General features: G+C 59.4%; 13 protein-coding genes, 1 tRNA gene and 1 riboswitch. Of the genes, 5 read left to right on the forward strand and 9 right to left on the reverse strand.

Annotated elements, in window-relative coordinates:
* The first annotated feature begins 24 nt into the window (after window positions 1–24).
* Complete coding sequence (locus NF685_RS04205; RefSeq protein ID WP_252848707.1) at window positions 25–579, forward strand: hypothetical protein; 555 nt, start codon at window positions 25–27, stop codon at window positions 577–579.
* A 21-nt stretch (window positions 580–600) separates the two neighbouring features.
* Here the strand turns inward: NF685_RS04205 and NF685_RS04210 are convergent.
* A tRNA-Gly gene (locus tag NF685_RS04210) sits at window positions 601–674 on the reverse strand.
* Between the two features lie 106 nt (window positions 675–780).
* A riboswitch (SAM riboswitch) is annotated at window positions 781–860 on the forward strand.
* A gap of 65 nt (window positions 861–925) precedes the next feature.
* Here NF685_RS04210 and metZ point away from each other — a divergent pair.
* Window positions 926–2,113 (forward strand): O-succinylhomoserine sulfhydrylase, encoded by a 1,188-nt coding sequence (metZ, locus tag NF685_RS04215; RefSeq protein WP_252848708.1) that lies wholly within the window; start codon window positions 926–928, stop codon window positions 2,111–2,113.
* Window positions 2,114–2,149: 36 nt separating this feature from the next.
* Complete coding sequence (gene apaG, locus NF685_RS04220; protein WP_252848709.1) at window positions 2,150–2,623, forward strand: Co2+/Mg2+ efflux protein ApaG; 474 nt, start codon at window positions 2,150–2,152, stop codon at window positions 2,621–2,623.
* On the opposite strand, the gene NF685_RS04225 is transcribed toward apaG, so the two are convergent.
* Both NF685_RS04225 and NF685_RS04230 read right to left on the reverse strand, forming a co-directional pair.
* Window positions 2,583–5,414, reverse strand: coding sequence for a ligand-binding sensor domain-containing diguanylate cyclase (locus NF685_RS04225; RefSeq protein WP_252848710.1), 2,832 nt, complete (start codon window positions 5,412–5,414; stop codon window positions 2,583–2,585). The genes apaG and NF685_RS04225 overlap by 41 nt on opposite strands.
* Before the next feature lie 301 nt (window positions 5,415–5,715).
* Window positions 5,716–6,153: a hypothetical protein gene (locus NF685_RS04230; protein WP_252848711.1), complete on the reverse strand. Its 438-nt coding sequence runs from the start codon at window positions 6,151–6,153 to the stop codon at window positions 5,716–5,718.
* 473 nt (window positions 6,154–6,626) lie between these two features.
* Between NF685_RS04230 and NF685_RS04235 the strand changes: the two genes are divergently transcribed.
* Entirely contained in the window at window positions 6,627–8,030 is a 1,404-nt protein-coding gene (locus tag NF685_RS04235; protein ID WP_222547954.1) for a sugar porter family MFS transporter, read from the forward strand.
* A 117-nt stretch (window positions 8,031–8,147) separates the two neighbouring features.
* Window positions 8,148–9,311 (forward strand): bifunctional 2-C-methyl-D-erythritol 4-phosphate cytidylyltransferase/2-C-methyl-D-erythritol 2,4-cyclodiphosphate synthase, encoded by a 1,164-nt coding sequence (locus NF685_RS04240; RefSeq protein WP_252848712.1) that lies wholly within the window; start codon window positions 8,148–8,150, stop codon window positions 9,309–9,311.
* 217 nt (window positions 9,312–9,528) lie between these two features.
* On the opposite strand, the gene NF685_RS04245 is transcribed toward NF685_RS04240, so the two are convergent.
* The 6 genes from NF685_RS04245 to NF685_RS14330 form a co-directional block, all read right to left on the reverse strand.
* Complete coding sequence (locus NF685_RS04245) at window positions 9,529–9,702, reverse strand: hypothetical protein (protein WP_222547956.1); 174 nt, start codon at window positions 9,700–9,702, stop codon at window positions 9,529–9,531.
* Between the two features lie 131 nt (window positions 9,703–9,833).
* Entirely contained in the window at window positions 9,834–10,562 is a 729-nt protein-coding gene (locus NF685_RS04250; protein ID WP_252848713.1) for an ATP12 family protein, read from the reverse strand.
* Window positions 10,559–13,084 (reverse strand): AsmA family protein, encoded by a 2,526-nt coding sequence (locus NF685_RS04255; protein ID WP_252848714.1) that lies wholly within the window; start codon window positions 13,082–13,084, stop codon window positions 10,559–10,561. The genes NF685_RS04250 and NF685_RS04255 overlap by 4 nt, the downstream gene beginning before the upstream one ends.
* Window positions 13,081–14,076 (reverse strand): RluA family pseudouridine synthase, encoded by a 996-nt coding sequence (locus NF685_RS04260; RefSeq protein WP_252848715.1) that lies wholly within the window; start codon window positions 14,074–14,076, stop codon window positions 13,081–13,083. The genes NF685_RS04255 and NF685_RS04260 overlap by 4 nt, the downstream gene beginning before the upstream one ends.
* Entirely contained in the window at window positions 14,073–15,497 is a 1,425-nt protein-coding gene (locus NF685_RS04265; protein WP_373317803.1) for a replication-associated recombination protein A, read from the reverse strand. The genes NF685_RS04260 and NF685_RS04265 overlap by 4 nt, the downstream gene beginning before the upstream one ends.
* Before the next feature lie 82 nt (window positions 15,498–15,579).
* Window positions 15,580–18,822 (reverse strand): AsmA-like C-terminal region-containing protein, encoded by a 3,243-nt coding sequence (locus tag NF685_RS14330; RefSeq protein WP_252848716.1) that lies wholly within the window; start codon window positions 18,820–18,822, stop codon window positions 15,580–15,582.
* Window positions 18,823–18,826 lie beyond the last annotated feature (4 nt).

Below are 18,826 nucleotides of genomic sequence, written 5' to 3' on the forward strand. Positions count from 1 at the left end.
CCATGCTGCATTGAGGCAGAGGCAATGAAAGACAAGGCGATGCGTTTTACCCGGATACTGACCTGTGCTGCCATCATGGGGCTTGTTGCCTCTCCAGCCACAGCCCGTACGCATCGGGCATCGTCTGCCTCAGCCAAACCCGTAATTCTGAGTGCCTTGCCCGGAACCAATCTGGATCAGGAGGCCCGCCAGCTTAGCGCCGCCGATTTGGCCGATGCTGCAAAACACAACGACCAGCCCGTCGTGCTCGTCGCCTCTGCGCCACTCTCCTCCGACAGGAGCGATATGGCACTTTTCGTGCAGTTGCAGTCAGCCCGTCTCTGCGGATCTGCCGGATGCTCGACATCGGTTTATCTGCGACACAAGGGCGGCTGGAAGCTGGTACTCGACTCGGTAAGCGGCGCCATATCGGTGCTGCCGAGCGTGCATAACGGCATGCACGATCTGATGATCGACAAGAGCGATCGCTGGAGCTGGAACGGGACGAGCTATCAGGACGGTGTGCCTGCCTCCCCGGCGCCGAAACCCGGCAAGAGCAAGGCCGAAGACACCCCTAAGAAGAAACTTCTTCGCGGTTAGACAACGGATCCGAGATGCGGCTGGAGCGGGTGAAGGGAATCGAACCCTCGTATGCAGCTTGGGAAGCTGCCGTTCTACCATTGAACTACACCCGCATGAGCGTCTCCTTATCCCAGTCCGCAGGGCGATGCAATCGCCCCTCACGCAGTTGACGACCGGGTCAGGCTTTGCGCATAGTCCTGCTCGTGACTGCCCCGCCCGGGGTAACACCCTCGCGATTTGGAAGGCCGGATTGCGGCGAGGCTAAACAACAGCGCTAAAGAGGCCCGGGATGAGTTTTCTCACCCAGGTTTTCCACGGCCAGAATCGCACCTTTTCCTTCGGTGCATTTTGGAGTGTCTCCCCCATGACCGATAACGATCTTGGTCCTTCGACCCGCCTGCTCCACCAGGATGTCAGCCGCACCGAACATGGTGAAACCAGCGAAGCCATCTTTCTGACTTCCGGATTCGTTTACGATAACGCCGAGCAGGCCGCTGCGACCTTTACCGGCGACGTCAACCATTACCAGTATTCCCGCTTCGGTAATCCGACGACTGATGCCCTGCAGGCCCGTCTCGCCCTTCTCGAGGGGGCCGAGGCCTGCATCGTCACAGCCAGCGGCATGGGCGCTGTGTCCTCTGCCCTGCTTTCGCACCTCAAACAGGGCGACCGGGTTGTGGCCTCGCGTGCGCTGTTCGGCTCATGCTACTGGATCGTCACCACCCTTTTGCCCCGCTACGGCATCGAGACCGTTCTGGTCGATGGCGATGACTGGGCAGGCTGGGAAGCGGCCCTTTCGCAGCCCACCGGGGCAGTGCTCATCGAGAGCCCGTCCAACCCGATGCTCGACGTACTCGATATCGAACGCATTGCCGATCTGGCCCACAAGGCCGGTGCGCTTCTGATGGTCGATAACGTGTTTGCCTCGCCCGTGGGACAGAAGCCTCTCGCGCTCGGCGCCGATGTGGTGCTGTATTCCTGCACCAAGCATATCGACGGTCAGGGTCGTGTACTCGGTGGAGCAGTGCTCGGGCGCAAACAGTGGATAGAGGAAGTGCTTCAGCCCTTTACCCGCAATACGGGCAATGCTCTCTCACCGTTCAATGCATGGGTTCTGCTCAAGGGACTCGAAACGCTTCCTCTGCGCGTCAATGCCATGGCAGCCAATGCCAGAGCTGTGGCGGAATTCCTCGAAAACAAGCCAGGCATTCTTCGTGTGTCCTACCCTGGCCTTGCATCGCACCCGCAGCGGGCTCTGGTGGAGAAGCAGATGAGCAATGGTGGCTCTCTGGTCGCATTCGAAGTGGCGGGCGGGCGTGAGGGCGCATTCCGTTTTCTGAATGCATTCAAACTGATCGCCATCTCCAACAATCTCGGCGATGCACGGTCTCTGGCCACCCACCCGGCGACGACCACCCATTCCAAGGTCGATGCAGCAGAACGGGCCAGACTGGGCATCACCGATGGCGCCATTCGCCTGTCGGTCGGGCTCGAAGACGCAAAAGATCTTATCACAGATCTTGGCCGGGCCCTCGACGCCCTCAAAGCCTGATTGCTTTAGGGTCCACCATCGGCCTACAAGGCGGGCATGACGCAAAAGCCCGCCCCTCCCCGTCTTGTCGCCGACCCGGAATCCGGACTTTTCGAAGCCATGGAAGCCGCGCCACGCTACGAAGCCGTGACGCGCGACATCACGGTGTCGGTACGCACCTTCTGGCTTGAGGACCAGTCCCAGCCAGAAGACCATCATTTTGCATGGGCCTATCATATCAGGATCGAGAATGGTGGCAGCGAAACCGTGCAGCTTCTCAGCCGGTTCTGGGAAGTCACCGACGGTCGCGGCAAGACGGATCATATCCACGGTGAGGGCGTGATCGGCGAGCAGCCGATCCTCGTTGCGCAGGAAGTCTATGAATATACCTCAGGCGTGGCCCTACCCACGCCGTGCGGCTTCATGCGTGGCACGTATCATATGATCGTTCCAGCCACCGGCGAGCGTTTCGAGGTGACGATCCCGGCGTTCAGTCTCGATAGCCCTCATCGCCTCGGCCTTGTTCACTGATCACGATACGTCCGCGCCCTTCGAGCTTGGCACGGTATAGCGCCTGATCGGCCCGCTCCAGCGCCTCGATCCAGATTTCACGGGTTGGAATCGTACCCGTCAGGGTCTGGGCGATACCGGCACTGCATCCTACGGTCAGAGCACCGACCTTGGTCTCGAACGGCACGGTCGTGAGAGCGGAAAGCAGTAAATCGATACGTATGCAGGCCTGTGCAAAATCGCCCTGCACGACGATCAGGAACTCCTCGCCGCCATAACGACCGATCAACTCGTCCTGGGTCTTGTCCCGCAGGAGGCGGCTGCCGATTTCGGCGAGTATCTCATCGCCGATCGTATGGCCGAACGTGTCGTTGATCGATTTGAAATAATCGACGTCGAACAAGGCGATGGTGAGCGCACGATGCTGGCCCTCGAATCCGGGCTGGAGCATTTTATCGAGAAGGCGCAGCACGCTTGCTTCCACCGTGCGCCGGTTCATCAGACGGGTCAGACCGTCCTGGCGTGCCTGCTGCTCAAGAGCGTTCTGCGCGGCACGCATCTCCTCAGTGCGCTCCAGAACGAGACTTTCGAGGCGCTTTTGTCTTTTGAGCAGATAGCTGAAGCGCATCCGGTTGAAGATGTAAGGCAGCATGACCACTGCAACGACGTAGAATACGATGAGCGGCCATGCCATCCACCAAGGTCTACGCATACGAATTTCAAGCACGATAGGCTTCGATATGATGTTCCGGTTGTCGTTGATTGCCTGAACGACAAGCTTTGTGTGGCCGGGCGGAACGAAGTTGTAGCGTATCTCACCGGTCGTCGTTTTTACCCAGTCCTGATCCACCCCCTCAAGGCGGTATCTGAAATAGGTCGATGGCGCCAGGTCGGTATTGAGCGTGCCCAGCGTAACCGTCAACGGATCGCGCGTGAAGGGAACTGCGCGCTCAGGTAACAATGCATCGCCAAGCTTGACCCGAATAAAAACAGGATTGAGGTCCGGCTTTTCGAAGAAGTGTTCAGGGTGGACAAGATGGGCAACACCTCTGGTCGTCGTGATCCAGATCGACCCGTCCGGGTCCTGCACCAAGCCCTTCTGGTTGATGTTCGCAGAAACCAGACCGTCGTCTTTGGTCAGGCGTATCCACTCATGACCGTCAAACACAGCCAGACCGTTTTCAGTACCGACCCAGAGATGATGATTGCGATCGTAAAGAAGGCTGAAAATGATCTGAGAGCCTGTCAGCGCCGGGCCGACAGGCATGACACGGTCGATTTCCGCGTCTTTGAGCCTGACATGAACAAGCCCAACGGGCGCGCGGACACCGCCGACCCAGAGATCGTCATGCGATGAGAAAACCATCGCGGCTGGAGAGAATTTCCCCCCATTCGGCCAGTGATCGAGTGTTTTCTTCCAGTGCCCGTCTTTTTCGCGCCGATACAGGGCATCGCCGAGAATTGCCCATGGCGTTCCGTCATCACGCAAAGCGATCGTTGTGGCCGGGCTGGTCAAAAGATTGCCGCGATCGTCCTCGACCGTCGATGGCGGGTCCGAAGAAGCCGGATCGTACTGGAAAAGACCGTAGTCGGAAGCAATCCACAACCGGTCCATCTGCACTGCCTCGGCGATATCCATCACGCGTCCGACTGTCAGTTTCCGGTCACAGAAGAATTTCCCGTCATGATCGACGCAATGCAGCAGGAAACGGTCATCCACAGGGGCCCAGTAGCCTGAATGACGATCTCTGATGCCGAAAAAGAAATTACCGTCTTTCAGGCGCTCGCCGATCTCGTTTTTATCGAGAGGGAAGAGCCCCTGATCCGTGAAAAGCAGCTCCCTGTCCGGTCCCACCCCCTCTCCTTCACGGGGCAGAACAGACCAGACCGAGCGGATGCTCTGGGGTTCGATGTTTTCCCACACACCCCACCCGACCAGCTTGTCGAGTTCGACTGCGTCCTGCACGGTCCAGAACTGCCTGTTGCGATCGACAAAGGCGAAATACATATCCTGCTCGCGTCCTAGAGCATGGTTAGGATAGCTCCAGTAGTGACCGTTGAATGAGCGCAGGTGGCTGCCATCGAAAAATGCCGCTGCATCCGAGGTTGCCACCACAAACGTGGGATATGTCTCAAGCGACGACTGATCGTATTCCCGCTCCAGCAGCAGCCCCGCCCAACCGCCCCTGATGACAGGAGCGATAAGAAACCGGTTTTCAATCGCGAAAAACTGCCGGTCGATATTCCCTGCCGGAGGTTCGGGAATAGAGACGATATGGGACAGGCGAAGCGCTGCCCTTCCTTCGATATCGCGCAGCACGGTCTCGTAGCGCCTGTGGAAATAAACACGGTCGCCCATCTGGAACAGACGCATCGCCCGACCGCCCACCCGACTGTCGCGATGACAGACGAGCCTCAGCTCATCGACGATCATGCATGAATGAATACCTGCTTCATCCGTAACGATAACCGTCGATCCGTCGAGATAGACTTTCGCAATTCTGCCAATTCCCGCAGTGACGAGCATGTGGAAGGAGAGAGAGATGGGCGATCGTCTCGCACTGGGCGCCTCCGAAGACAGAAGCAAGGCACCATGACGCAGTGCCAGAATACGGCCATCCGGTAGAAAACGAATCATGTTCACATGACCGGTCTGCCCAGGTACGGAAGGGAGGGAGACCTCGTGGAAGTTCTGTCCGGAAAAGAAATAGAGAGATCGTTGGGTGAGGACGTAGAGATAACCCTGCCTGTCCTGAGCCATGCCGAATATGTAGGAGCTATCGATGCCGTCACGTTGCGAAAATGTTCGCATCGGCAGGTCCAGATCACGCGCTGATGCGCTGTGACAAAGCGCAAGGGTAACGATCACTATAGCGAGTACAGGGCGCAGGTCGAGAAATGCCCGAACATGGTTGAGGCAACACAGCAGAAGAAAGTGCTTCTTCCCTGGCAAACCTGAAATGACGTCATCTCTCTTCAGAATCTTGCCCTCAGGACCGTGGCACTATTGCCTTCAGCTATTCTAGAATACCCCAAGGGCATGGTCGTTAAAAATACGCAATAGCAGAACGATTGCCCGACCCATTTACGTGGTCGGGCCGTCGATAACCCGATCAGCCGAAAGAGGGCGAGAAGGGGGCGAGAGCAACATGCTGGGCTCTGTTTACGACACAATCGCCATCCATTGCACAGGGATCCCAGGACTGGCCCGGCGGGGGACGAGGACCGGCAAGAGCGATGCTATCCACATTCTTCACGACACAGTCGCCATCCATCGCGCAGGGATCCCAGGACTGGCCCGGCGGGGGACGAGGACCGGCAAGGGCGATGCTATCCACATTCTTCACGACACAATCGCCATCCATCGCGCAGGGATCCCAGGACTGGCCCGGCGGGGGACGAGGACCGGCAAGGGCAATCGACGTCTGATCGGAAGGGATAGTTACCGACGTCGCCTGCGAAGAAGCGAAAGCTGTACCGGTAACCGTTGCGATCGAGCCAGCGATCATCATGATCGAAAAAGTATTGGATACTAAATTGCGAATAGACATGGTGACAATCCATTTACAGACGCAAGCGTTATTGCTTGCGAAATGGATGCACCAATAAATCCCATAAGTCTCGACTAGATTGAGAATGATATAATGGAGAAGCTATAATACTTAATCATAAATAGTAATTATTTTATTTAATCAACGCTGAATATTTATCGATTATTCATATATGAGATACTTCTATAGAAGTTTTACTATTTGTAATATCATAATTATATTATTATCAGACCCTGTTACTTGCATAATTTCACGATAAATTAACCTGCTATTTTGTCCCGAAACGCCACACGACGGACCGACAGGTCGTCTCCCTACGCTTGGCGTTGACCCAATATATGGATCACAACGAATTTGGTTTGAATTAACGTGACAAACGCTTAAAGATCACACGCACTTTGGGATTTCTCGCGTGATACCGATGATCCCTCGGCAGGCCCTGCGCCAGGTTTTCTCGACTAAGGTCTCTTCATATGAGTAACGTTTCCTCTCCCACACCAGCAGAAACCAAAATGCCTCTGGTCGGGAAAATGATGCTTGCTGCCATTCTTGCAGCTGTTGCCGGACTGATGTTCGGTCTGGATATCGGCGTTATTTCCGGTGCGCTGGGGTTCATCGCCAAGGAGTTCCACGCCAGCGATACCGCGCAGGAGTGGATCGTCTCGTCCATGATGCTCGGCGCGGCTCTGGGCGCGCTCGCAGCTGGCCGTCTGTCCTATAGTCTGGGACGAAAGAAGGCCCTTGTCTTCAGCGCAGCCCTTTTTGTTGTCGGCGCGCTTTGTTGCGTTCTTGCCCACTCGGTCGCGGTCCTTATCATCGCCCGGGCGATTCTTGGGCTGGCCATCGGCATCGCCAGCTTCGTGGCCCCCCTCTATATTTCGGAAGTGGCGGACGACCAGCGGCGGGGTGGTCTGATTTCGGTCTATCAGCTGATGATCACGATCGGCATTCTTCTGGCCTTCATATCCGACGCCCTTTTTTCCTATTCGGGCTCATGGCGCTGGATGCTCGGAATTGTCGCGATCCCCGGTGCCGTATTCCTTGCCGGCTCGCTCTTTCTGCCTGAGAGCCCGCGCTGGCTGATGCTGCGCGGACGTGACCGCGAGGCACTCGAAACCCTTTCGACCCTTCGCCCCTCGCAGAAAGAAGCTGCGAGCGAGATCAACGATATCTCGCAGGGCCTGCAGCAGAAGCAGCGCGGCTTCTCGCTCTTCCTCGAAAATCCGAACTTCCGCCGCTCCGTTATGCTGGGGATCGGACTTCAGATCGTTCAGCAGCTGACCGGCATCAATGTCGTGATGTATTACGCGCCGCGCATTTTCGAAGTGGCCGGTTTCGGTCAGGACGGACAGATGTGGGGCACCGCCATTGTCGGCCTCGTGAATATGCTGGCCACGTTCATCGCCATCAGCTTTGTCGACCGCTGGGGACGCCGCCCCATGTTGATCGCCGGTTTCGCCATCATGGCGGTCGGCATGGGCGCACTCGCTATCCTGCTCTCACTGGGACAGGAATCGAGCACGATGATGCATTATCTGTCGGTCGCGGTTCTGCTGCTGTTCATCACAGGATTTGCCTTCTCCGCCGGTCCGCTGATCTGGGTTCTGTGCGCCGAGGTTCAGCCTCTTCAGGGACGCGATTTCGGTATCGCCTGCTCCACCTTCACCAACTGGATTGCGAACATGGCAGTGGGCGCAACCTTCCTGACCCTGCTGGGCACTCTGGGCGCGTCGCACACATTCTGGCTGTATGCTGCACTGAATGCCGTGTTCATTCTGGTCACACTCGCTTTCGTGCCGGAAACACGTGGCGTGTCGCTCGAGTCCCTCGAGCACAAGCTCAACCAGGGCATTCGTCTGCGCGATATCGGGCGCTAACGCTGTCGCCCACGCGATACAGACCGTCCTGCATCGTTGTCACGAGGCCCCGCAGATCCTGCGGGGCCTTTTTCTTGGCTTGACGCTCGGGAGACAAATCCGCATGTCCTGAACATCATGCGTATTGCTGCCATTCTCCTCGCTGCCGGTTCAGGTCGCCGCTTTGCTGATGCCAGCACGGCCCCCGTCTCCAGCCCCGCCGCCACACCGAAGCAGTATATGCTGCTCGGTGGCAAACCGGTCATTCGTCACGCGGCAGAAGCCCTGCGTGATCATGTGACCCTGATCCAGCCCGTCGGTGACGATCCCCTGCTCGTTCAGGCCCTTGATGGAATCGACACGCTTCCTCCGGTCACCGGTGGGCGCGAGCGCCAGGACAGTGTGCGTGCGGGACTCGAAGCCCTCGCCAAGCTGCCCGAGCCACCCGATCTCGTGCTCGTCCATGATGGCGCACGACCCTATGTGCCTGCCGATGTCGTACGTAACGTGCTCGACGCGCTGGCCCAACATCCGGGTGCCATCCCCGCCGTAGCCGTGGCCGATACACTCAAGCGCGGGCGGGACGGGCTGGTCGATACGACCGTATCGCGCGAATCGCTCTGGCGCGCCCAGACGCCGCAGGGGTTCCATTTCCCCCTGCTTCTCGCCCTGCATCGCACACATCAGGGCCCGGTGACCGACGACGCGGCCCTGCTGGAAGCTGCCGGTCACCCTGTCGCGCTCGTTCAGGGTGCGGAAGACAATATCAAACTGACCTTGCCGGAGGATCTCGTGCGTCTGGAACGACTGCTTGGCTCGACCCCGCTTCCTCGCACCGGCCTTGGCTATGACGTTCATGCCTTCGAGGCCGGACGTCCGCTGATCCTGTGCGGCATCACAATTCCCCATGATCGCGGGCTCGCCGGACATTCAGACGCCGATGTCGGCATCCACACCCTGTGCGATGCCATCTACGGTGCGCTTGCAGAGGGCGATATCGGTCGGCATTTCCCGCCCACGGATAATGAGTGGAAGGACATGGACTCGGCGCGTTTCCTTATTCATGCAGGCGAGCGTATCCGCCAGCGTGGGGGAATGCTGATCAATGCTGACGTCACGCTGATCTGCGAACGCCCGAAAATAGGCCCCCATGCACAGGCAATGCGCGAGCGTCTTGCCGCCCTGCTCCGGGTCGACGTGGATCGTATTTCTGTCAAGGCAACGACCTCGGAACGTCTCGGCTTTACGGGACGCGAGGAAGGTATCGCGGCAACAGCCGTGGCTACCGTTCTCGTTCCCTGAGCGAGAGGCCATTGCCACACACAATAAAGGCCCGGCGTTATTGCCGGGCCTTTTCTGTTTTTATCCCGATCCTGCCTGGCACCGCGACTTGCCGTCCGCCCTTCTTATCGTCCCGGCATACCGGAAAATGCTCAATCGAGACTATCCGAAGCGTCGAGATCCCATGACACGGATGAGATCCCGTTCCCAACCGCCTGTGTGGCGAAAGGGATATACTCTACCCCTTGATGGCGCAGATAATGACGATGACAGGCGTCGCGGCAAGGAGCAGCCACACATTCTGCACGCAACGTGCCAGAAAATGGGCCGAGCGAACCTTGAAAGGAATGCGGCGGATGAGATTTGCGGCTACGGCTTGCTCATTCAGAACGGCCTGAATACGTGAAGACATACCTTATCCTTGCACGAGTTCATCTGATTACCCGACTTTCTTAAGTTCTGATGAACAGGATCGTCCAGTAACCAATGGTCACCGAATGTGATGACCTATGAACTCATTGCTAAAAGCCAATCATGGCCAAATCATGCCTGATTTGTCTCAATCCCGTAGCAAAGTGCCAGATAACGCAAGGCCACGTCGATATCGTTACCGCTTTTCTCTATCTCGTGCATAAGGGCTTCATCCTCGCCCCATTGTGCCATCTGATGGCGTTCTTCCACGCTCGCCATGCTCAGCGCCGATACCGGATCGACCCAGCCCTCCGCGAGCCCTATCGCCAGAATCAGGCTGCCTGTGGCAGGCGCACAGATCGAGGCGCAGGTCAGCGCGGAGTCGTCCATCCGCTCCAGCGCTTTGGCAAAGACCTGTTGCAGGGATGCTGTCATGACGAGCGGCAGCAGGCTTCGGGTGACTTCGGGGCAAACGCCATGTCGCTGCGCGAACGCCTCCAGCACAGGATCGAACAGCAGATCCTGTTCGCGTCCGAGCGATCCGGTTGCACGGTAACAAAGCAGATCGCTCTCACCGTAGGCCAGTAGCCCGCCAATGATCTGATCGCGGTCATTTCCGATACGTTCGAGCTGAGTACCCGCCATCTGCGTCATCGGCAGGTCGGATGTCCTGAACCCTGCAGCGGGCGGAATGGCGCGCCATTCCTCTGCAATCGCTTCTGCCAGAGGCAGGGAGGTCACAACCAGAGGCGTCCCCCCCGGCAAGCGGAATGCGCGCCCGTCCAGTTCCACGGCGTAGCCCCCATCATCGACGGGGGCGACCTGGACCTCTTTCCAGAAGCGTTTGATGACCTGGCTCAATGCAGTATTCCCAGACCGTGAAGCAGTTCAGAAGCCTGCGAGTGCTTTTTGGGCGCTGCTGCGGCCTCTCCGGGTATACCTTCCCGGGAAGCGGCGAGGATATCGGGACATGTATCGGGGGCACTTCCCCCTATCGTTACCTCGAAGCGCCCACCTGCGCTTGCTTCCTGATGCGCCTGGGGAGAATCGACGGTGCCGGTCACAAGAACCGGAGTCGATGCCCCCGTACCGCCAAAACCGATGCGCGGCAGAAGATGCAGATCGAGCGCGCCCTGTGCGAGCCCGTAACGCCCGTGACCGGAAAGGCTGAGTGCACCGGCTTCCATCCCGATCGTATCGAGATCGGCCTGTCCGTCAGCGAAACGGGCATGAAGCCCGAGGCAACGCACATTCAGGTCGCGATGAGACACAACGGCCCGCGCGGCGTCACCCAGATACGGACCGAGCCTGGTTGCGTCGATCGATCCACCGACCATCGAAAGGCCGAGCGTGCCCGCCAGGCTCTCGCGCAGCGCGGCGCGCGTGTCTCCACGGGCTTCGATCTGTCCCACAAGCATGACCGGACCACGAAACAGATCGGGAATTGAAAGCAGGTTCTGTGCCAGCGTCGCAGGAACGAGCAAAGGCGAGAATGTTACCTTGACCAGAGCCGGGTCGAGTGTGCTGTCGTAAAGACCGTGACCGGCAAGGGTCAGGCCATTGCCTTCGCCCTTGATCGACTCGATGGTCACCTTACCCGCATCGACACCGATATGGCCCGATACCTGCGTATAGTCGGCACCGTTGAAGCGCAGCGTGTCGGCCGAAAGGTCGATCGCGCCGTGCCCGTTTCGCACAAATCGATGCAGATCGTTCAACAGATAAGACGGCTGCGTCACTTCACTCTTGCGATCGACCGACGACGACGCGGCTGACGAATTCTTGTCCGTCTGGGGAGCACTCGTATGGGTGAGAGCGGCAATCGGTGACGCGACGCCGGCTGTTGGCGCAGCCGCACCGGCTTCTGCCTTCGGAGCCGAAACTGGACCGCGCCACAGACCGCTGAGCGCATCCAGATCCAGCCGGTCGAAATGAAGCCTGCCGTCGACAGATGAAAGAAGGGGGGCGGCTGCTTTTGCCTCGACCGATCCGGCAGCCTCGTGACTAGCGAACGTCATGCCACTGATCTGCACTGTGCCGGATGCATCGCGCTCAACATGCCCCTTGAGCGTGACATCGTGCAGGGCGGCCTGCAGGACCGACACGGTCTGAGCCTGCCCCTCAAGCGAGAGAGAGGATGATTTTGCGCCGATTTCGCCCGCAAGATGGGCCGTGAGCCCCGCCCCGCTCAGTCTTGCGGCATCCCGCAAATCGACTGAAACCGGGAGCGGCGTGACAAAACCGGACTGCCAGGCCGTCCCGGCCTGCGCCAGGGTACCGAACTGCCCCTGCATGGACAGCGCGATGCTGCTGCTCTGCATCGTGGCGCTTAGTGTCAGAGCCGAGGAGAGCGTGTCGGCGTCGGCATGGATCGCGTCAAGCGTCATCCCATGCCAGGCAGGTGCATCATTTACATGAAGATGCAGATGATTCACCCCCAGGCGGGTCAGAATATGCTGCAGGCTTTCCTCCTGCAGCGAACGCACTGGCTCCGCCGAGCGTGGATCCGCGTCATATATGCCGATTTCGCCGCCTACCCCTTCGAGTGCGGGCAGGTTGGCATTGGGAAAAAGCACATCGAGATCGGCAAGCGATGCCATTTCGCCGCGTACCACACCCGAAAAGCCACGCAGGTGGCGGGTGTCGGTGATCTGCCCGTCGATATTCATCCAGTCCTGCTGCTTGCCATCATTGCCAAGCGTCGCGCCCAGACTGATGGCCCAGGGCGGGTTCTGTCCCTGAAACAGGGTCAGCGGGCCGACATGACCGTTCACGCGAAAAGGCGTGTTGCCTCGTCGACCATGGATATCCAGATAGGGCGCTGCAGCCGAAAGACCGTCGAATTCCGCATGATCGATCATGACGGTGCCCGAGCGATGCGCATAGGTATCGTAAAGATCGAATTGCATCGCGTCGAGCTTCGCCGATCCGACCTTGAGCGCCCAGTGCGCAGTCGGTCGAGCAGGCGATCGGGACGACGAGGCAGGCATCGATGGCTGAGGGTCGAATTCCCAGCTGGCGATCCCTTCATCATCACGATGCAGGAATACGCTGCCATGCCCTATGGTCAGATTCTCGAGGCGTATTTCGCGCCACAGAAGCGGCATCAGGGCAATCGAGGCGCGAATATCGCGCGCCCTGAGTGTGGGCTCTCCCTGCATGCCGTAGCGACCGTGCAAAACCACGTTGCGCGCGCTGAAATAGGGCCAGGGCAGAATACCGACCGAGAACCGCGCCATGGTCAGATCGCGCCCGGTCTGACGCTTGACCGCGGTAATGACCTCTTCCTTGAGATTCGAACGGTCGATCAGGATATGAGCCGAAACAGCCAGCCCGGCCCCAAGCAGAAGAATAACGATCAGTGCCGCAGTCAGACGTCTCATTTCCGGCCTCCCTTGCCCCCTATACGTTCAGGCCGAGGTGTCTCGCCGGCCGTAAAGCCCAGATCCTTGAAGGTATGACGCATATGCGGCGGCAGCGGGGCCGCAACGCGCAGTCTTCCACCGGCGGGATGAGGAAAATCGAGCGCACGGGCGTGAAGATGAAGCCTGTCGGTAAAGCCCTCCAGATGCGCAGCTTTGCCGCCGTATTTCGGATCCCCGAGTATGGGGGTTCCCAGGGTCTCGCAATGGACGCGCAACTGATGCGTACGCCCCGTCAGCGGCTTGAGCGCAAGCCAAGACAGACGCTTGCCGGCCGCATCGACCACTTCGTAATCGGTCTTGGCCACGACGGCATCTTCGTCATCGCGTGTTGCGGCAATCATGAGAGCGCCATTGCCTGCCCCGAGCTTGGCAAGCGGCTGATCGATCACGCCCGAACCAGGCATGGGACGCCCGACGACAATGGCCCAGTAGGTTTTCTCGACATCGCGGCCGCGAAAGGCCGCAGCGAGCTTTGCCGCAACGCCCGGTGTACGCGCAACGAGCAGAAGCCCGGACGTATCGCGGTCTATACGATGAACGAGGCGCGGCCTGTCGGTATAATCGCCACGAAGCCCGTCGAGCATCATATCGATATGCTTGGTAATTCCGGGGCCACCCTGCGTGGGCAGACCGGAGGGTTTATCGAGCACGATTACCTGATCGTCGCGATAGAGCACCATGCGCTGGATTTCACGGGCAAGCTGCGGATCGAGCTGGACCGGGCGATCGGGCTGCGCTGCCATGGGCGCAGGCAAGGGCGGGATGCGAAGGCTCTGCCCGGGAGCAAGACGGCTTGCCCCTGTCGCGCGCTTGCCATCGAGGCGCACCTGTCCGGTGCGGCACAATTTCTGCAAGGCGCCCTGGGTAAGATCGGGATAATGGCGGCGAAACCAGCGATCGAGGCGCATATCGGCCTCATCTTCACTGACAATACGGGTCGTTACACTCATGGGCGACGGCTTGCCCGTATTGCGGCCTGCCTGTCCAGATTTTTTCTGATCTCGCGCTCCTGGCCGCGATCCGTCGGCTGATAAAGCGCAACACGTTCCATCTCATCGGGGAAGTAGTTCTGACCCGAAAATCCCTCCTCGGTGTCATGATCGTACTGGTAGCCCTTGCCGTATCCGATATCTTTCATCAGACGCGTCGGCGCATTGCGTATATGGTGCGGCGGTCCGAGGCTGCCGGTTTCACGCGCCAGAGTACGAGCCTGTTTATAGGCGCGATAAACCGCGTTCGATTTGGGGGCGGTCGCCAGATGCACAACGAGTTGCGCCAGAGCCAGCTCCCCCTCAGGGCTGCCGAGCCGCTCATAGGTCTCCCATGCAGCGACGGCGAGAGGCAGGGCCGAGGGATCAGCCATGCCCACATCCTCGGCGGCAAATCGTGTCAGACGACGTGCGATATAGCGCGGATCCTCGCCCCCTTCGAGCATGCGGGCAAACCAGTAAAGCCCGGCATCGGGGTCGGAACCGCGCAGCGATTTATGCAGTGCAGAAATCAGGTTGTAGTGTTCTTCGCGATCCTTGTCGTACAGGGCGGCGCGACGGGCCACGACGGTTGCAAGCTCGGTCGTATCGAGCGCCTCTCCCTCAGGCAGGGCCTGTATCTGCTCGACCAGATTGAGCAGATAGCGCCCGTCCCCATCGGCCATTGCACGAAGCGACGCACGGGCATCTTCTGTAAGAGGCAGCGGGCGCCCGCTTTCGGCCTCGGCTCGCTGGAGCAGCTTTTCGAGCCCCTCATCGTCAAGGCGGTTGAGAACGAGAACCTGACAACGTGAGAGCAGCGCCCCATTAAGCGCGAAAGACGGGTTCTCGGTTGTGGCGCCGATCAGGATAACCGTACCCCGCTCGACATAGGGCAGGAATCCGTCCTGCTGCGCGCGGTTGAACCGGTGAATCTCATCGACGAATAACAGGGTGCCACGTCCGGTCTCCTGCTGGAAACGCGATGCCGTTTCGAACGCCTTTTTCAGATCGGCCACACCGGAGAAAACAGCGGAAATCTGCTCGAAACGCAGCTTGGCCTCACGCGCGAGCAGACGTGCAATTGTCGTCTTGCCGCATCCCGGTCCGCCCCAGAGAATAAGGCTGGGCAAGGTATTGCGCCGGAGCATCTGGCTCAGCAGACCGCGCTCCCCAAGGAGATGATCCTGCCCGACCACCTCAGACAGGGCGCGCGGTCGCAGACGGTCGGCCAGAGGCTGTGTCTGGCGCTCATGACCGAACGATGCCATGCGAGACGCTTTCTCCTGCGTCGAATCATGGCCCTGCATGGGCGCTGTCGTCGCAGGGCGGCTGCTTCTGGAGGTTGCCTGACTGCGTTCGGGCGGGCTGCCGAACAGATCTGCATTTGCATCGTGGCTCATGACCGAACGCCCTTCATCCTGTTCTTTATCCCTCTGCCATGCGTATCGACACTGAAGGTCGAGAAATGGCTGAGAGTCGTTTTTACTTGGCCAGCTGGCGCATCACACCCGGTAATAGCATGGCAAAGGGGTTGACCGAGAGCTCCGGATTGCCTGCATCGCCCTTGACCGTGAATGTCGCGGCCAGAACGCCCCCTCCTTTTTCGGGGGAGAACAGTTTGCCGACATTGGGCAGACGCCCCGGCGCGGCGTTCAGGCCGAAGACGGGAACGACCGTACCGCGCAGATCGAGGGTTCCCTTGTCCAGACCGATCCTGCCTTCAAGCGTCGCGCCCAGTGCAGGATTGCCAAGATGGCCCTCATGGATCGTCATGATATCGTTGCTCACCCGGACCGGCAGATAGAGATGCTGCACCTCGAACCGGTCATGGCTGGCCTGCGACCAGTTGAACACAGAAAGATGCGTGGCCGCGGTCAAGGCAGCGGGAGGCTGACGGAACGTAAAAGGCGAGACCGTTATCGTGCCTTCAAAAGGCGGCAGGCTGCCGGTTCCGCCATCACCGACACGGCCTTTGACACGCGCGGTTCCGCCGCACAGACGCGTTGTCATACCGGTTTCGGTCAGGAACGTGCCCAGATTGTCGATACGCAGATCGAGGTGACGCCCATCGACATGCGGTGACAGATCGACCACCACGCCCACCGGGCGCATGGCGGTAATACGTGCACGATCAAGACGGTCGTTCCGATGTTCGAGATGGGCCGTCACCCGCGCGAAATATTTCTGCGGACCGTAGAACAGGCGATCCGTCGCCAGATCGACCGACCAGTCCAGACCATGCGGGGCTTTTGCGCTTTGCCCCGGTTTGTCCCCGGCACGTGTCCGGGTCTGCCTGGCTTCCTTACCCGACAATACAGAGGCCGATGGACCGCCTTCGTGATGAAACAGGGGAGACAGGTCCAGATCCTGTGCATGAACATGCACGTTGACCGGCGCAGTCTCGCTGCTGGGCAGTTCCACCACGGCATCGCCGCGCGAACGCCCCACCTCGAAGCCGTCGAGCACAATGGCCCTGACATGCCCGTCTGCAATCCTGCCACTGCCCATTACATGCAGATCGGGCCCCTCGGCCTCCACCGAGTCGAGGGTCACGATGCTGCCATTGCGAAGCCCTATATGCGCCGACGCCGAGGCAGGCCGGGACGCATCCTTGTGCCATACCGGAATGGTAAGGGCCGAGTCGGTCAGGTCGAGCGCGAGCCTGACATCGGCGCGGCCATTGAAACCGGCACGATAATCGGTAACCAGCTTTGCCTGCCCCTTGAACAGGCCATGATTGCTGATCTGCGCTCGATCCAGTGCGGCTTCGTCGAAATCCGAAACGGCATGAACCGTCTCGCGCACCCCGCCAGCCCGACTGATGAAGTTCTCCTCGAAACTGGCGCGGGTCGGCACGCCGCCCAGCAGCCCTTCGCCTGTCAGGTTCAGATTCTTTTCCGTGGCCGCGAGCGTTCCCGAGGCTTCGGTCAGATCGCGGCCCAGTACAACATTGCCGAGAGTGACATGACGAAACCGTGCCGTTGCATCCACATGGATCTGATCGTTCTCGATATGCGACGAAAGCGGCAGGCTCAGCACATCGTGCACGCTCACCGCACCGGAGAGATGCGTGAATGGAAGGGGATGCCGCGACAGAAGATGCAGCCGCGGATGCGCAAGAAGACGGGCGCAGTCACCGAGATCGCAGGAGAGATCGAGAGCGATCACACCGGTCTGGTCCTTGGCATACAGATCCTTGATCAGCATCGACCCGCCGTCCAGATGGATCGGCCCTGCTGATGGCCTGTCTCCGCTCGGCTGGAGTCCATGCAGAAATTCTATGGCGAGCGTATCGGGTGACGGGAAACTGAACCGGGCCGAGACGTCCTGTGCCGGCGGAACCGGGCGCAACCAGTGCACGGTTGCATGCTCCACCTGAAAAGACGCATCGACATGGGTTGGACGCACACTGTCCCACCCGGCATCGCCACCGAGTGACGCATCGATATGAAGCCCCTCACCCGTGCCTGCCGTCATGTTATGCGTCACCCAGCGACGCGCGCCCTTCATGAGAAACTGCGGCCATATCGCCGCAAGATGCGCCACATCGAGCGTCGTGGCCGACAGCACGACATGCCCAGCGATATGCTTCGCCTTGAGTGCAGAATCGGCATCGACAGAGGCTTGCGTCGAAAAGTGCGAGGTTCTGCCCTGATCATCGATCAGCCCGATATCGGCCTCTGCCCCGGGGATCGAGAGATGCCCGTCGACCAGCCGGAACGGGACCACAAGGTGCCCGTCGGCAACGCTCAATGTTCCGGCGTTCTTCTGATCGATTTTCCCCGCCCCGAACGACAGGGCAATTCTGCCCTCACTTTGCGTCGTGAGCGATGACAGATCCGGCAGAGGATGGCGCGCCGATCCCGATGACGTGGTGAAAACGGCACCGATTCTGGCAGGGAGATGCCAGTCCCCTGCATAGGGCACCAGACCGTCGAGCCGGTCAGGAACCAAATCGTCGCCATGCAACTGCCAGGTCACTTTGCGATCGACGGTCGTGGCTGTGATACGAAACGGAATGACCGGGGCCTGTCCCGGGATTGCATAACCGTCGATCGCGCCGTTCCACCCCAGCAGACCCGCGTTCGCAGGACGTGTCAGCGCCGCGTGCTGCACATCGACCGAAATGGCGTGCGATGACGCATTGCCATCATGCGACGGAATGGCATGTCGGAGCATGACACCGACATGATCAAGAGCAATATCGTGCAGGTGAATGAACGTGACCGGTAGCGGCTTGGAGCCACCATGTCGCGCATCGATAAAGTCGAGATCCACTGAGCCATTGCTCTGACGGCTGGTGATAATGCGTCCATCGCTGACAGCGAGCCGTGTTGGCTCGATATGACCGCGCCATAGAGGCCCCATGCGCACACCGAGTGCGACGTGACCAAGCGCAAGCGTGGCGCTGCCATCCTGCCGCAGAATGCGCAGATCTCTGGCTTCAAGGCCCAGTTCGGGATGGAAATGGTTCAGCCCCGGTTGCCAGCTGAGCAGAAGTCTCTGCCAGACAAGCCGGCCCGCAGGATGGGCCTGATCGACGCCCTTCTGGATAACAACAGGAGAAAACCGGTCGGCCAGACGGGTGATGTCCAGCGGACCGAGAGAAAGACGCCAGAGCAGCCCCATTGCCGTAACCGACACCAGGGCAATGGGCGTTCCGATAACAAGCGCCCCGAGACGTAACACCCGCCAGGACGCACGATGAAAGGGATCGTGCGGCACTATT

Origin of the sequence: Asaia lannensis NBRC 102526 (assembly GCF_024054035.1) — a bacterium.
Classification (GTDB): Bacteria; Pseudomonadota; Alphaproteobacteria; order Acetobacterales; family Acetobacteraceae; genus Asaia; species Asaia lannensis.